The sequence below is a fragment of the Streptomyces xylophagus genome, assembly GCF_000716435.1.
GTDB classification, from domain to species: Bacteria; Actinomycetota; Actinomycetes; order Streptomycetales; family Streptomycetaceae; genus Streptomyces; species Streptomyces xylophagus.
Genome location: NZ_JNWO01000019.1, coordinates 220,514 through 235,008 on the forward strand (window position 1 = coordinate 220,514; position 14,495 = coordinate 235,008).

The window sequence follows — 14,495 nt, forward strand, 5'->3', positions numbered from 1 at the left end:
GAGTTGTGGCCGTGCCCGTTTCCGAGGCCCCCGTGATGTGCGCCCGCACTTCCCCCGTATGCCAGCAAACTCCGCACTCGCTACCGCGTCCAGGGGTTGTGGGGCCCTGCTTGTGGCTTCTCTGTGGGAGTGGCGAGAATTCACATGACGGCAACGTGGGCCCGTACGATCTCGCCATGGCCAAGGCACCCGTACTCACTCCGCGGGCGGACGACTTCCCCCGCTGGTACCAGGATCTGATCAGCAAGGCCGAGCTGGCCGACAACGGCCCGGTGCGCGGCTCCATGGTCATCCGACCGTACGGGTACGGCATCTGGGAGCGGATGCAGGCCGAGATGGACGCCCGGATCAAGGACACGGGCACCGAGAACGCGTACTTCCCGCTGCTGATCCCGCAGTCCTACCTCGCCCGCGAGGCGGACCATGTCGAGGGCTTCGCGCCCGAGTTGGCCGTGGTCACGCACGGCGGCGGCAAGGAGCTGGAGGAGCCCGCGGTCGTCCGTCCCACCTCCGAGATGATCGTCAACGAGTACTTCTCGAAGTGGGTGCAGAGCTACCGCGACCTGCCCCTGCTGATCAACCAGTGGGCGAACGTGGTCCGTTGGGAGCTGCGGCCCCGGCTCTTCCTCCGTACGAGTGAGTTCCTCTGGCAGGAGGGCCACACGGCGCACGCGACCTACGAGGAGGCGCGCGACTTCGCCGCGCACATCCACCGTCAGGTGTACGAGGACTTCATGGTCAACGTCCTCGCGATGGACGTCGTACCGGGTCGCAAGACGGTCAAGGAGCGGTTCGCGGGCGCGATCAACACCCTCACCCTGGAAGGGATGATGGGCGACGGCAAGGCGTTGCAGATGGCGACCAGTCACGAGCTGGGGCAGAACTTCGCGAAGGCCTTCCACACGCAGTACCTGTCCAAGGAAGGCAAGCAGGAACTGGTCTGGCAGACCTCCTGGGGTTCCACCACGCGCATGATCGGCGCCCTGGTGATGATGCACGGCGACGACGACGGGCTCCGGGTGCCGCCGCGGCTCGCCCACATCCAGGTCGTCGTCCTCGCGATCAAGGGGGACGAGGCGGTTCTGGCCAAGGTCCGCGAGATCGGGGCTCGGCTGAAGGCGGCGGGCGTGCGCGTCCGGGTCGACGTCCGCACGGACATCCCCTTCGGGCGCCGGGCCGTCGACTGGGAGCTGAAGGGCGTGCCCGTACGGATCGAGGTCGGGCCCCGCGACCTGGAGAACGGCACGGCGATGCTGGCCCGCCGCATCCCGGGCGGCAAGGAACCGGTGGCGATCGACTCCCTCGTAGAGCGGCTTCCCGTCATCCTTGAGGAGGACCAGGCGCTGCTGCTGAGGCAGTCGCGCGAGCGGCGCGAGTCCCGTACCTCCGAGGTGTCCACGATCGCGGAGGCCGTCGAGGCCGCCACCGCCGGCGGCTGGGCGCGCATCCCGTGGGCGAACCTCGGCGAAGAAGGCGAGGCCGAGCTGGCCGAGCACGCGGTGACCGTACGGTGTCTGGTCGCCGAGGACGGGTCGGTACCGGACGCCGACAAGGCACCCGGTAACGTCGCGGTCGTCGCGCGCGCTTACTGATGTAGCGCCCTCCGGCGGCAGAGCGACCGAAACGCCCCTTGCGCAACGGGGGAGACCAGCTCCCCCGGCGCGCGGACACCGTCTACACGCCGGGTCGTACGTGGGCCTACGCACCAGCTTGTGATGAGCTGTGAGGCTTCTCCGCAGATCAGCGCACCCGCCCTCCTCCGGACGCATCAGCGGCAACTGACGGGTACGTGCAAATTATTTGGGATGCCCCGGAATCGGAACACAGGGGCACTCCGGCTCGTTGTCATTACGTGAGCACGACACAGACACCACCTGTTCTCGCCGCAGAGCTGGCAGAGGCGTGGGCCGACATTCAGCGGTACCACCCCGAACTGCCCGATCTGGCCGCGCCCGAGTCCCTGATCGGAGAGTCGTCGTCCGCCTGCGGACACGAGCTCTCCTTCGAGCGACTGCTGCATGAGGCAGTCCATGGCATCGCCGCTTCGCGCGGCGTGCGTGACACGTCCCGTGCCGGCCGCTACCACAACCGCAGATTCCTTGCGATCGCGGAGGAGCTGGGCCTGGACCACCCCGACGAGCCGCACCCCAGCAGCGGTTTCTCGCTGGTCCAGCTCAACCCCGAGGCCAAGCGCCGCTACCGGCCGACGATCGAGCGCCTCCAGCGCGCGCTCAAGGCCCACACCGTCGCCACCTCGGCCGACACGTCCCGCACCTTCCGCGGCCCGGCCGCCCGTCACGGTTCGTCCGGTGGCGGCGTCCGCGTCAAGGCGGTGTGCGACTGCGGTCGTAACGTACGGGTCGTCCCGTCGGTGCTGGCCCAGGCGCCGATCGTGTGCGGGGGCTGCGGCAAGCCCTTCCGCATTCCGGAGGTCGTGGGCGCGGCCTGAGGACGCGGCTGCTCGTGGCAGCCGCATCCCGCAGGTCCGGGTTGCGCACACCCGCGCCGGTCACCTCCCGGCGCCGGGTGTCGCTTCCGTATGGGCGGGAGCAGGTCGGGGCATGCTCCCCGGTCGGGCGGACCGCCAGGGTGTGGCACAATGGCTAGCTGTACTCGACAGCCGCACAGGAACCCTCTCGCCTCCGGCTGACGCGTCCATCGGGCACTCGGGTACCGCAACCCCACGCGGCCATCTCGCCGTGCCCAACCACGTCAAAACCAGGAGAACCCACTCCCGTGGCAGTCAAGATCAAGCTGAAGCGTCTGGGCAAGATCCGTTCGCCTCACTACCGCATCGTCGTCGCCGACTCCCGTACCCGCCGTGATGGCCGGGCCATCGAGGAGATCGGTCTGTACCACCCGGTGCAGAACCCCTCGCGCATCGAGGTCGACACGGACCGCGCGCAGTACTGGCTGGGTGTCGGCGCGCAGCCGACCGAGCCCGTCCTCGCCATCCTGAAGCTCACCGGCGACTGGCAGAAGTTCAAGGGCCTGCCGGCCCCGGCTCCGCTGCTCGTGGCCGAGCCGAAGGCCGCGCGCCCGGTGTTCGACGCCCTCGGTGGCGACGACTCCGGCAAGGGTGAGGCCATCACCCAGAAGAAGAAGGCTGACAAGAAGGACGAGGCTGCGGCCGAGTCCGAGTCGACCGAGGCCTGAGCATGCTCGAGGAGGCTCTCGAGCACCTCGTGAAGGGCATCGTCGACAACCCTGACGATGTGCAGGTCGCCTCGCGCGACCTGCGTCGCGGGCGCGTGCTGGAGGTCCGGGTGCACCCCGACGACCTCGGCAAGGTGATCGGTCGCAACGGCCGCACCGCTCGCGCTCTGCGCACCGTCGTGGGCGCCATCGGCGGCCGAGGTGTCCGCGTCGACCTTGTCGACGTGGACCACGTCCGCTGACGCTTATCGCAAACCGGCTCGGGCCGGGGAAGGCCTGTGGGCCGTCCCCGGCCCGTCGTCGTACCGCGGGTCGTACGAGGTGTGACAGGTGAGTTGTATGACAGGAGATCAAGCACAGTGCAGCTGGTAGTCGCTCGCATCGGCCGTGCCCACGGCATCAAGGGCGAGGTCACCGTCGAGGTACGCACCGACGAGCCGGAGCTGAGGCTCGGGCCCGGTGCCGTCCTGGCCACCGAACCCGCCTCCACCGGCCCCCTGACCATCGAGGCGGGCCGTGTCCACAGCGGCCGTCTCCTCCTGCGCTTCGAGGGCGTCAGCGACCGCACCGGCGCCGAGGCCCTGCGCAACACCCTCCTGATCGCCGAGATCGACCCGGAGGAGCTGCCGGAGGAGGAGGACGAGTACTACGACCACCAGCTCATGGATCTGGACGTGGTCACCAAGGACGGGGTGGAGGTCGGCCGGATCACCGAGATCTCGCACCTGCCCTCCCAGGACCTCTTCATCGTGGAGCGGCCCGACGGCAGCGAGGTGATGATCCCGTTCGTCGAGTCGATCGTCACCGAGATCGACCTGGAGGAGCAGCGCGCGGTCATCGACCCGCCGCCCGGTCTGATCGACGACCAGGCCGAGATCGCCTCCTCCCGGGAGGAGGAGGCGTAATGCGGCTCGACGTCGTCACGATCTTCCCCGAGTACCTCGAACCGCTGAACGTCTCCCTCGTAGGGAAGGCACGCGCGCGTGGACAGCTGAATGTGCACGTGCATGATCTGCGCTCCTGGACCTACGACCGCCACAACACGGTCGACGACACCCCCTACGGCGGCGGCCCCGGCATGGTCATGAAGACCGAGCCCTGGGGCGACGCCCTGGACTCCGTCCTGGCCGACGGCTACGAGACGGGCTCCGGTGCGCCCGCCCTCATCGTGCCCACGCCCAGCGGCCGGCCGTTCACCCAGGAACTCGCCGTGGAACTGTCCGAGCGCCCCTGGCTGGTCTTCACGCCCGCCCGCTACGAGGGCATCGACCGGCGGGTCATCGACGAGTACGCGACGCGGATGCCCGTCTACGAGGTGTCCATCGGCGACTACGTGCTCGCCGGCGGCGAAGCGGCCGTCCTGGTCGTCACGGAGGCCGTGGCACGGCTGCTGCCGGGTGTCCTGGGCAACGCCGAGTCCCACCGCGACGACTCCTTCGCGCCCGGGGCCATGGCCAACCTCCTGGAGGGGCCGATCTACACCAAGCCGCCCCAGTGGCGCGGCCGGGAGATCCCGGACGTGCTGCTCAGCGGCCACCACGGCAGGATCGCCCGCTGGCGGCGCGACGAGGCGCTGAAGCGCACGTCCGCCCACCGCCCCGACCTCATCGAGCGCTGCGAGCCCAAGGCGTTCGACAAGAAGGACCGCGAGATGCTGTCGATCCTGGGCTGGGCCCCGGACCCGGCGGGGGAGCCGTACGGCCGATTTTGGCGCAGGCTCGAAGGCGTGGAAGAATAGGTCGCTGTTGTGCGTCGTCCGGCGTGCGCCCCTGCCACAGGGGGACACGACGCCCGCCCCGACAGGCACAGCATCCTTCTGAAAACCCAGCTCCCGTTGGTGACCTGTGGCATCAACGAAGAAAGCAGACGAAATGTCTCACCTGCTCGACACCGTCGACAGCGCCTCGCTGCGCACCGACGTCCCGGCCTTCCGCCCGGGTGACACCGTCAACGTCCACGTCCGCGTCATCGAGGGCAACCGCTCCCGTGTGCAGCAGTTCAAGGGCGTAGTCATCCGTCGCCAGGGCGCCGGTGTCCGCGAGACCTTCACGGTCCGCAAGGTCTCGTTCTCCGTCGGCGTCGAGCGCACCTTCCCGGTGCACACCCCGATCGTCGAGAAGATCGAGCTCGTGACCCGTGGTGACGTCCGTCGCGCGAAGCTGTACTACCTCCGTGACCTGCGCGGCAAGGCCGCGAAGATCAAGGAGAAGCGCGACAACTGATCGCGCTTGGGGAGTTCACATCTCGGCCCGATAACATCTGGCCCCGATGGACACCGAAGCACAGCCGACGGAGCGCGACCGCTCCTCCCGCCCTTCCGACTCCGAGGACACCTCGGACGAAGGGGGCCCGGAGGAACGGTCGCGTTTCGCGTTGGTGTCGCGGGTCGCCGACTGGCTGCCCGGCGGCCGGATCACCCTGACCGCCCTGGTCTGCCTGGTGTTCGTGCTGCTGCTCAACACCTTCTTGCTCCAGCCATTCCAAATTCCTAGCGGATCCATGGAATCCGGATTGAGGATCGGCGACCGCGTTCTCGTAAATAAGTTGGCGTACCGTTTCGGTGCTCATCCGCGGCGCGGCGACATCGTCGTGTTCGATGGCACCGGCTATTTCGGGGACGCCGACTACATCAAGCGCGTTGTGGGTGTGGGGGGAGACCACGTGGTCTGCTGCGACAAGGAGGGGAGACTCCAGGTGAACGGGCGGTCGGTCGACGAGACGGCGTTCCTGTACCCCGGTGACACTCCGTCCACCGTGCCCTTCGACGTGGTCGTGCCCGCGGGCACGCTCTTCGTCCTCGGCGACCACCGCGGCGACTCGAGCGACTCCCGGGACCACCTGGGCGACCCTGGCGGAGGCATGATTCCTGTTGGTGACGTCATCGGGCGAGCCGACTGGATCATCTGGCCCGCCGGGCACTGGACCCACCTCGTCCGACCCGGCGCCTACGCGCGCGTACCGGCCGCGGACGGCGCCCATGGGTAACCGCGGCAAGCCGCGCGGCGCGGCACCGGGCGGCAACTTCGGGAACGAGAACCTGCTGCCGACCGGCTTCCGACGCGCGGGCGCGCTCGCCCCGGCGGGGGGCGCCGGCCGCAGCAGGGCCGAGCGGCGCAAGCTCCAGCGCAAGGTCAAGCGGCGGCGCAGGCGCGGCGCGGTCCGGGAGATACCCCTCCTGGTCGGTGTCGCCGTCCTCATAGCCCTCGTCCTGAAGACCTTCCTCGTCCAGGCGTTCGTGATCCCGTCGGGCTCCATGGAGCAGACGATCCGCATCGGCGACCGTGTCCTGGTGGACAAGTTCACGCCGTGGTTCGGCTCCGAGCCCAAGCGCGGTGACGTCGTCGTCTTCCACGACCCGGGTGGCTGGCTGGGGGACGAGGAGACCACCAAGAAGAACGACCCCGTCGTGATCAAGCAGGTCAAGGAAGGCCTTCAGTTCATCGGCCTGCTGCCGTCCGACAACGAGAAGGACCTCATCAAGCGGGTCATCGGCGTCGGCGGTGACCACGTCAAGTGCTGTGACTCGCAAGGGCGGGTGACCGTCAACGGCGTTCCGCTGACCGAGGGCGACTACCTCTATCCCGGGAACGCACCGTCCGAAACAGCGTTCGACATCACCGTCCCCAAGGGCCGGCTGTGGGTGATGGGCGACCACCGCGGCAACTCGGCCGACTCCCGCGCACACCAGAACACCAGCTACGGAGGCACGGTCCCGCTCAGTCTGGTGGTGGGACGGGCCAAGATGATCGCCTGGCCCATGGGCCACTGGACCAGCCTGGACGAACCTAAAACCTTCGCATCGGTTTCCAACTCCGTGTCGGGGACGACCGCCGCCCCCGAACTGTCGCATAGGGTTGCCCCGGTCGATCCGAACGGATCGGTCCAACTCCCGAGCCCTGCGGAACTCCCGCTCGTTATGGGAGTGGTGGGTCTGCGCCGAGGATGGGGCAGGCGGCGGCACAGAGTGAGGAGTTGGCGTGGGGGATGTGGCGGTTGGCGCACGGTCCGGACACGATGGCGAGGAGCAGCACGGACAGCCCGTGGAAGCACCCGTCCCGGCCGCGGACAGCGCCGTGACCTCCGGGAGTGACGCCGGAGCGGACGAGGACGGTACGGCGCCGGGTGACGCGGTCCGGGTCGAGGAACAGGGGCCGGGCGAACCGACCTCGCAGGCGAGGAAGCCGCGCTCCTTCTGGAAGGAGCTGCCGATCCTCATCGTCATCGCGCTCGTCCTCGCGCTGCTGATCAAGACGTTCCTGGTGCAGGCGTTCTCGATCCCCTCCGACTCGATGCAGAACACCCTCCAGCAGGGTGACCGGGTCCTGGTCGACAAGCTCACCCCGTGGTTCGGCTCCGAGCCGGAGCGCGGCGAGGTCGTCGTCTTCCACGACCCGGACGACTGGCTGGCGGGTGAGCCTGCGGCCAACCCCAACGCCCTGCAGACGGTGCTCAGTTGGATCGGTCTGATGCCGTCCGCCCAGGAGAAGGACCTCATCAAGCGGGTCATCGGCGTCGGCGGCGACACCGTCTCCTGCAGCGGCACCGGCCCGCTGATGGTCAACGGCAAGGCGCTGAACGAGCCGTACGTCTACCCCGGCAACACCCCGTGCACCAACGACGACCAGGGCGGCCAGTTCACCGTCAAGGTCCCCAAGGGCGACATCTGGGTGATGGGCGACCACCGGCAGAACTCGCGGGACTCGCGCTACAACCAGTCCGACAAGCACCACGGCATGGTCCCGGTCAAGGAAGTCGTCGGCCGCGCCATCGTCAAGGCCTGGCCCATCAACCGCTGGGGCACGCTGCCGATCCCGGACACCTTCGACCAGACGGGCATCAACACCCAGGCCTCGGCCTCCCGTCTCCTGACGGCCGCACCTGAGGGCCTCGCCCTCGTCGGTGTCCTGCCGCTGGTCCTGTGGCGCCGGAAGCGGTCGGCCAAGACCGAGTAAAGGCCTTGTAGAGCTTGTGACCTTGGTCCCGGAGGAAGGGCTGACCACCCTCGGTACCGCCGGGTAGGGTGCGGACCCATGGGTGGCGAGAGCGCAACACGTACGGCCCCGCGTACCGGCGGTGGCACAGGCAAGGGCCCGGTGGGCAGCCGGACCGGACAGCGGTTGTCCGGACTGGCCGTCGCGCTGGGCCTTGTGCTGTTCCTCGGCGGATTCGGCTGGGGAGCGGTGGTCTACCGGCCGTACACGGTGCCGACCAGCTCGATGACGCCGACCATCGACATGGGCGACCGGGTGCTGGCCCAGCGGATCGACGGCGGCGAGGTGCGCCGGGGCGATGTCGTCGTCTTCACCGACAAGACGTGGGTGACGAACGCGCCCGTGGTCAAGCGGGTGGTCGCCGTCGGCGGGGACACCGTCTCCTGCTGCACGAACGGCAAGCTGGTCGTCAACGGCAAGCAGATCGACGAGGGCTATCTCAAGGGCGGCGCGGTCGAGGACAAGACGATCCCGACGGTGAAGGTGCCCAAGGGCCGACTGTTCCTGCTCGGCGACGAACGCCAGGGCTCGCTGGACTCCAGCGCCCACCTCACGGACGTGGCCAGCGGCACCGTCGCGAGCAGCGCCGTGAACGCCCGCGTGGACGCCGTCGTCTGGCCCATGAAGGGCATGCTGGAGCGCCCGACCGGCTTCGAGGAGCTCGGCGGTCTCTCCCAGCCCGGCCCCCTGAGCGTGATCGTCGCCATGATCGTGGCGGGTGCGGTGCTCGTCCTCGGCGGCGGCGCCTACGGCCCCGTCGCCAAGCTGCTGGCCGGCCGCCGCTCCCGCACCCGTACGGAGCCCGCCGGTGCCCGCTGAGGCCACCGAGGAGGGCGCGTACGGCGACTCGTACGAGGGCGGACTGCGCAAGGTCGCCCGGGTGGTCCTCCTCGACCCGCAGGACCGCATCCTGCTGCTCCACGGCCACGAGCCGGACGATCCGTCCGACGACTGGTGGTTCACGCCAGGCGGCGGCCTGGAGGGCGACGAGACCCACGAGGAGGCCGCGCTACGGGAACTCGCGGAGGAGACCGGCATCACACAGGTGGAGCTCGGCCCGGTGCTGTGGACGCGGACGTGTTCGTTCCCGTTCGCGGGCCGCCGCTGGGACCAGGACGAGTGGTACTACCTGGCCAGGACGCCCGCCGCGGCCGAGGGCGTGCCCGGCGCCACGGCCCTCACCGAGCTGGAGCGACGCAGCGTCTCCGGAGCACGTTGGTGGACGTACCGGGAACTGGACCGGGCGCATGAGACGGTGTATCCGACCAGACTCGCCGAGCTGCTCCGTAGGCTGCTCGACGAAGGTCCCCCGGCCGGGCCCGTGACCCTTGACACCGAAATCGTCTAGGGGCTCAGGGGACTGGCGCACAATGGTGGGATCGCACGGCTGAAGGGGAACATGCCATGAGCGCCGAGGACCTCGAAAAGTACGAGACCGAGATGGAGCTGAAGCTCTACCGGGAGTACCGCGATGTCGTCGGTCTGTTCAAATACGTGATCGAGACCGAACGGCGCTTCTACCTCACCAACGACTACGAGATGCAGGTGCACTCGGTCCAGGGCGAGGTGTTCTTCGAGGTGTCCATGGCGGACGCCTGGGTGTGGGACATGTATCGACCGGCTCGCTTCGTGAAGCAGGTCCGTGTGCTCACGTTCAAGGACGTGAACATCGAGGAGCTGAACAAGAGCGATCTGGAGCTGCCGGGCGGCTGACGGCGGGCTTTGCCGGGTCTTCGCGGGACCGGGTCTTCGCGGGACGGCCGTCGCTCGTGCGGGTGACGGAGTTCTCCACAACCACTGAACGGTCCACCAAGATCCACTTGGTGGACCGTTCCGCGTGACGGTTGGCGCGGAGGTGGTGCGAGATGAACGCACGCAGTGCACTCGGCAAGTACGGCGAGACGCTGGCCGCACGACGGCTGGTCGCGGCCGGTATGACGGTCCTGGAGCGCAACTGGCGCTGTGGCAGGACCGGCGAGATCGACATCGTGGCGCGGGACGGCGACGTCCTGGTCGTCTGCGAGGTCAAGACACGGCGGGCCGGTGCCTTCGAGCACCCGATGGCCGCGGTGACCCCCGAGAAGGCGGAGCGCCTACGAGGCCTCGCCGCGCGGTGGATCCACGCGCACGGCGGAGCCCCGCCGGGAGGGGTCCGTATCGACCTGGTGGGCGTCGTCCTGCCCCGGCGCGGCGGGCCCGTGGTCGAGCACGCGCGGGGGGTGGCCTGAGATGGGGTTCGCTCGTACGTGTTCGGTGGCGCTGGTGGGCGTCGAGGGCGTGGTGGTCGAGGTCCAGGCCGACCTCGAACCGGGCGTCGCCGCGTTCACGCTGGTGGGACTGCCCGACAAGAGCCTGACGGAGAGCAAGGACCGGGTGCGGGCCGCGGTGGTCAACTCGGGCGCGCCCTGGCCGCAGAAGAAACTGACCGTCGGGCTCAGTCCGGCGTCGGTGCCGAAGAGCGGCAGCGGGTTCGATCTCGCCGTGGCGGCGGCCGTGCTCGGCGCGGCCGAGCGGATCGATCCGCGCGTGCTCGCCGACATCGTGATGATCGGCGAACTGGGTCTGGACGGACGGGTCCGGCCGGTCCGGGGCATCCTGCCGGCGGTGCTGGCCGCCGCGGACTCCGGATACGAGCAGGTCGTCGTGCCGGAGTGCGCCGCCGCCGAGGCGTCACTCGTGCCCGGCGTGTCCGTGCTGGGCGTCCGCACACTGCGGCAGCTGATCGCCGTACTCGCCGACGAACCCGTACCCGACGAGGAACCGGACGAGCTGGGACGTCCGGACCCCCTTCTCGCCGGACTGCGCATGCCCGGCACGGGCGCTGCCACGGGAATGCACAGCATGGGCGCGGCCCAGCACGACGCGGGGCACGATCTCGCGGATGTGGTCGGCCAGTTCTCGGCGCGGACGGCGGTGGAGGTCTCGGCGGCCGGCGGCCATCATCTGTTCCTCGAAGGCCCGCCGGGAGCCGGGAAGACGATGCTCGCGGAGCGGTTGCCCGCCGTTCTGCCCCGGCTCGATCGGCAGGAGTCGCTGGAAGTCACGGCAGTGCACTCGGTCGCGGGCCTGCTGCCACCGGGCAAACCCCTCATCGACGTCGCCCCCTACTGCGCCCCGCACCACTCGGCCACGATGCAGGCCCTCGTCGGGGGCGGACAGGGGATCGCGCGGCCCGGCGCGGTGTCGCTTTCGCATCGAGGTGTTCTGTTCCTGGACGAGACACCGGAATTCAGCGGTCAGGCCCTCGACGCGCTGCGGCAGCCCCTGGAGGCCGGGCATGTGGTGATCGCGCGCAGTGCGGGCGTCGTCCGGTTCCCGGCGAGGTTCCTGATGGTGCTCGCGGCCAACCCGTGTCCGTGCGGCCGTTTCTCGCAGACCGACGATCTCTGCGAGTGCGCGCCGATGTCGATCCGGCGGTACCAGGCCCGGCTCTCCGGGCCGCTGCTCGACCGGGTGGACCTGCGGGTGGAGGTGGACCGCGTCACGCGTGACCAGCTCACCGGAAGCGGCTCGCGGGGCGAGTCCACGGCGACGGTCGCGGACCGGGTGCAGGCGGCCAGGGAGCGGGCGGCGGCGCGGCTCGCGGACACGCCCTGGCGCACCAACAGCGAGGTGCCCGGCCGTGAGCTGCGCAGCCGCTGGCACGCCGAGCGCGGGGCGATGGACGAGGCCGAGCGCAGTCTGGAGCGCGGCGCTCTCACCGCGCGCGGGCTCGACCGGGTGCTGCGCGTCGCCTGGACGGTCTCGGACCTGGTCGGCCACGACCGACCCGGCGCGACCGATGTCGCCCTCGCGCTCCAACTGCGCACGGGCGTACCGCGAGGTGTGCCGATGGCGATCGGGGCGATGACATGACCGGGACCGGTGAAGTGAGCGGGGCCGATGGCTGGGTCGGGACCGGTGATGCGACCGGGACCGACGACGAGACCTGGGCCGACGGCCGGGGCGGGACCGATGGCCGCGCCGGGGCCGACGATGCGACCGGGGTGGATGACCGGACCGGGACCCATCGCGCGGGTGACGACCTGCTCGCCCGCGTCTTTCTCTGCCGTGTCGTCGAACCCGGTGACGAGGTTGCCGGCCGGTGGATCCGGGAGCTGGGGGCCGGGGAAGTGGTCCGGCGGCTGCGGAACGGAGGGCCGCAGCTCGTCGGGGTGACCGACAAGCGGTGGGCCGGGCTGTGCGCGCGGGCCGGACTGGTCGATTCCGGGAGGGACTTGGCCGTCGCACAGGAGGCGGGGGTGAGGTTCGTGTGCCCCGGGGACGCCGAGTGGCCCGCACAACTCGACGACCTCGGGGACGCGCGGCCCATCGGACTGTGGGTGCGCGGGCACTCCAACCTGCGGGTGTGGGCCCTCAAGTCGGTCGCCGTCGTCGGGGCCCGCGCCTGCACCGAGTACGGCGCGCACATGGCGGCCACCCTTGCCGCCGGACTGGCCGAACGCGGCTGGGTGGTCGTGTCCGGCGGGGCCTACGGAGTCGACGGTGCCGCTCATCGCGGCGCCCTCGGCGCGACTGGCGTCACTGTCGCCGTACTCGCCTGCGGTGTCGACCAGCCCTACCCGCGCGGGCACGCCCAGTTGATCAGCAGGATCGCCGAACAGGGGCTGGTGGTAGGCGAGTTGCCGCCCGGCGAGCATCCGACGCCGAGCAGGTTCATCCTCCGGAACAGGGTGATCGCGGCGCTCACGAGGGGGACCGTGGTCGTCGAGGCCGCGTATCGGAGCGGGTCCCTCGTCACGGCTCGGGCGGCGCAGCGGCTGGGGCGCCACACGATGGGGGTGCCCGGGCCGGCCACCAGCAGCCTCTCCGCCGGTGTGCACGAACTCCTGCGCGGGGACGCGGTGCTGGTGACCGACGCCGCGGAAGTCGTCGAACTGGTCGGTGACATGGGCGAACTGGCCCCGGACCGACGCGGACCGGTGCTCCCGCGCGACCTGTTGGAACCGGCGGCCCGCCGCATCCTCGCCGCACTGCCCGGCAACAGGGCCGCGCCACCGGGGGAGATCGCACGCGGTGCCCAGACCACGGAGGACGACGCGATCGCGAGACTGTACGAACTCCGAGCACTTGGTTACGTCGAACGACACGGCGACGGCTGGAAGTTGACACGCCAGGCGATGATCTCGGTCCGGGCCGATTGGGGGTGCCGCTGACCGAGCGTGTTCGGCCGTCCGGGGGAACCCCGACACCCTTGGGAATTCCCGCAGTTGGCGCATTCCGATGATCACGCAGAGCAATCGGAGTGACCTGTTCCGGCACCCTCTCGAACGCGTCCGTGCCCGGTCCGGGCCTTGCCCTTCGCACACCGCGACACTCCAGTCACGCTACGCTCACGGGGATTCCGGCACAGAACGGCAAACAGACCGGTAACTCGACATCAGTCCGACAGCTCACCCAGGCAACCCCACTTCACGGCAGAACGGCACAAGGCGACGAATGCCCCAGCACACCTCCGGGTCCGACCGGGCGGCGATCCCCCCAGCCGCCCGTGACGGTGGCAGCGTCCGGCCGCCCGCTCCCTCGACGCTCGAGGAGCTGTGGCGGTCGTACAAGACGACGGGCGACGAGAGGCTGCGTGAGCAGCTGATCCTGCACTACTCGCCGCTCGTGAAGTACGTCGCGGGACGGGTGAGCGTCGGGCTGCCGCCCAATGTGGAACAGGCGGACTTCGTGTCGTCGGGGGTGTTCGGACTGATCGACGCGATCGAGAAGTTCGACATCGAGCGGGAGATCAAGTTCGAGACGTACGCGATCACCCGCATCCGGGGCGCGATGATCGACGAGTTGCGCGCCCTGGACTGGATCCCGCGCTCGGTGCGGCAGAAGGCGCGGAACGTGGAGCGGGCGTACGCCACGCTGGAGGCGCGGCTCAGGCGTACGCCCAGCGAGGGCGAGGTGGCCGCCGAGATGGGCATCGCGGTGGAGGAACTCCACGCCGTCTTCAGCCAGTTGTCGTTGGCCAACGTGGTGGCCCTCGAGGAGTTGCTGCACGCCGGCGGGGAGGGTGGCGACCGGCTGAGCCTGATGGACACCCTGGAGGACACCGCCGCCGACAACCCGGTGGAGGTGGCCGAGGGCCGGGAGTTGCGGCGGTTCCTGGCGCGGGCGATCAACACGTTGCCGGAGCGCGAGAAGACCGTCGTCACGCTGTATTACTACGAGGGCCTCACCCTCGCCGAGATCGGCAATGTGCTCGGGGTGACCGAGAGCCGGGTCAGCCAGATCCACACCAAGTCCGTGTTGCAGCTGCGCGCCAAGCTGGCGAGTTTCGGCCGTTGAGCGCAAGCCCTACCGCGTTCTCGACCTCGCAGAATCGTGCCTGCATGGCCCCGGTCACTCCCGTCC

At 69.7% G+C, this 14,495-nt stretch carries 17 protein-coding genes; all 17 read left to right on the forward strand.

The window, feature by feature from the left end:
• The first annotated feature begins 176 nt into the window (after positions 1–176).
• A complete protein-coding gene (gene proS / locus OO70_RS35250; RefSeq protein ID WP_043680698.1) occupies positions 177–1,592 on the forward strand; it encodes a proline--tRNA ligase in 1,416 nt (471 codons plus the stop codon).
• A 260-nt stretch (positions 1,593–1,852) separates the two neighbouring features.
• Positions 1,853–2,449 carry a hypothetical protein gene (locus OO70_RS35255; protein ID WP_019058697.1) on the forward strand — a complete coding sequence of 199 codons (597 nt, stop codon included), beginning with the start codon at positions 1,853–1,855 and terminating at the stop codon, positions 2,447–2,449.
• 287 nt (positions 2,450–2,736) lie between these two features.
• Positions 2,737–3,156: a 30S ribosomal protein S16 gene (rpsP, locus tag OO70_RS35260; protein WP_043680506.1), complete on the forward strand. Its 420-nt coding sequence runs from the start codon at positions 2,737–2,739 to the stop codon at positions 3,154–3,156.
• A 2-nt stretch (positions 3,157–3,158) separates the two neighbouring features.
• Positions 3,159–3,398, forward strand: a complete 240-nt coding sequence (locus tag OO70_RS35265; protein ID WP_005479813.1) for an RNA-binding protein — start codon at positions 3,159–3,161, stop codon at positions 3,396–3,398.
• Positions 3,399–3,515: 117 nt separating this feature from the next.
• A complete protein-coding gene (rimM, locus tag OO70_RS35270; protein ID WP_043680510.1) occupies positions 3,516–4,061 on the forward strand; it encodes a ribosome maturation factor RimM in 546 nt (181 codons plus the stop codon).
• Positions 4,061–4,894 carry a tRNA (guanosine(37)-N1)-methyltransferase TrmD gene (gene trmD / locus OO70_RS35275; protein ID WP_043680513.1) on the forward strand — a complete coding sequence of 278 codons (834 nt, stop codon included), beginning with the start codon at positions 4,061–4,063 and terminating at the stop codon, positions 4,892–4,894. The genes rimM and trmD overlap by 1 nt, the downstream gene beginning before the upstream one ends.
• A 133-nt stretch (positions 4,895–5,027) precedes the next feature.
• On the forward strand, positions 5,028–5,378 hold the full coding sequence (gene rplS, locus OO70_RS35280) for a 50S ribosomal protein L19 (RefSeq protein WP_043680516.1): 351 nt from the start codon (positions 5,028–5,030) through the stop codon (positions 5,376–5,378).
• A 46-nt stretch (positions 5,379–5,424) separates the two neighbouring features.
• Entirely contained in the window at positions 5,425–6,141 is a 717-nt protein-coding gene (lepB, locus tag OO70_RS35285) for a signal peptidase I (protein ID WP_043680519.1), read from the forward strand.
• A complete protein-coding gene (gene lepB, locus OO70_RS35290) occupies positions 6,134–7,246 on the forward strand; it encodes a signal peptidase I (protein WP_043680700.1) in 1,113 nt (370 codons plus the stop codon). Before lepB (OO70_RS35285) ends, lepB (OO70_RS35290) begins: the two co-directional genes overlap by 8 nt.
• Positions 7,134–8,108, forward strand: coding sequence for a signal peptidase I (gene lepB / locus OO70_RS35295; protein ID WP_078651684.1), 975 nt, complete (start codon positions 7,134–7,136; stop codon positions 8,106–8,108). Before lepB (OO70_RS35290) ends, lepB (OO70_RS35295) begins: the two co-directional genes overlap by 113 nt.
• 78 nt (positions 8,109–8,186) lie before the next feature.
• Entirely contained in the window at positions 8,187–8,966 is a 780-nt protein-coding gene (lepB, locus tag OO70_RS35300; protein ID WP_043680524.1) for a signal peptidase I, read from the forward strand.
• Positions 8,956–9,495, forward strand: a complete 540-nt coding sequence (locus OO70_RS35305) for an NUDIX hydrolase (RefSeq protein ID WP_043680527.1) — start codon at positions 8,956–8,958, stop codon at positions 9,493–9,495. The genes lepB (OO70_RS35300) and OO70_RS35305 overlap by 11 nt, the downstream gene beginning before the upstream one ends.
• A 56-nt stretch (positions 9,496–9,551) precedes the next feature.
• Positions 9,552–9,860: a DUF2469 domain-containing protein gene (locus OO70_RS35310; protein WP_003965949.1), complete on the forward strand. Its 309-nt coding sequence runs from the start codon at positions 9,552–9,554 to the stop codon at positions 9,858–9,860.
• 152 nt (positions 9,861–10,012) lie between these two features.
• On the forward strand, positions 10,013–10,375 hold the full coding sequence (locus OO70_RS35315) for a YraN family protein (protein WP_043680530.1): 363 nt from the start codon (positions 10,013–10,015) through the stop codon (positions 10,373–10,375).
• A 1-nt stretch (position 10,376) separates the two neighbouring features.
• Positions 10,377–12,002: a YifB family Mg chelatase-like AAA ATPase gene (locus tag OO70_RS35320; RefSeq protein WP_043680533.1), complete on the forward strand. Its 1,626-nt coding sequence runs from the start codon at positions 10,377–10,379 to the stop codon at positions 12,000–12,002.
• Positions 11,999–13,303: a DNA-processing protein DprA gene (dprA, locus tag OO70_RS35325; protein WP_407702855.1), complete on the forward strand. Its 1,305-nt coding sequence runs from the start codon at positions 11,999–12,001 to the stop codon at positions 13,301–13,303. Before OO70_RS35320 ends, dprA begins: the two co-directional genes overlap by 4 nt.
• A gap of 283 nt (positions 13,304–13,586) precedes the next feature.
• Positions 13,587–14,429 carry an RNA polymerase sigma factor WhiG gene (gene whiG, locus OO70_RS35330; protein WP_043680536.1) on the forward strand — a complete coding sequence of 281 codons (843 nt, stop codon included), beginning with the start codon at positions 13,587–13,589 and terminating at the stop codon, positions 14,427–14,429.
• The last annotated feature ends 66 nt before the right edge of the window (positions 14,430–14,495 follow it).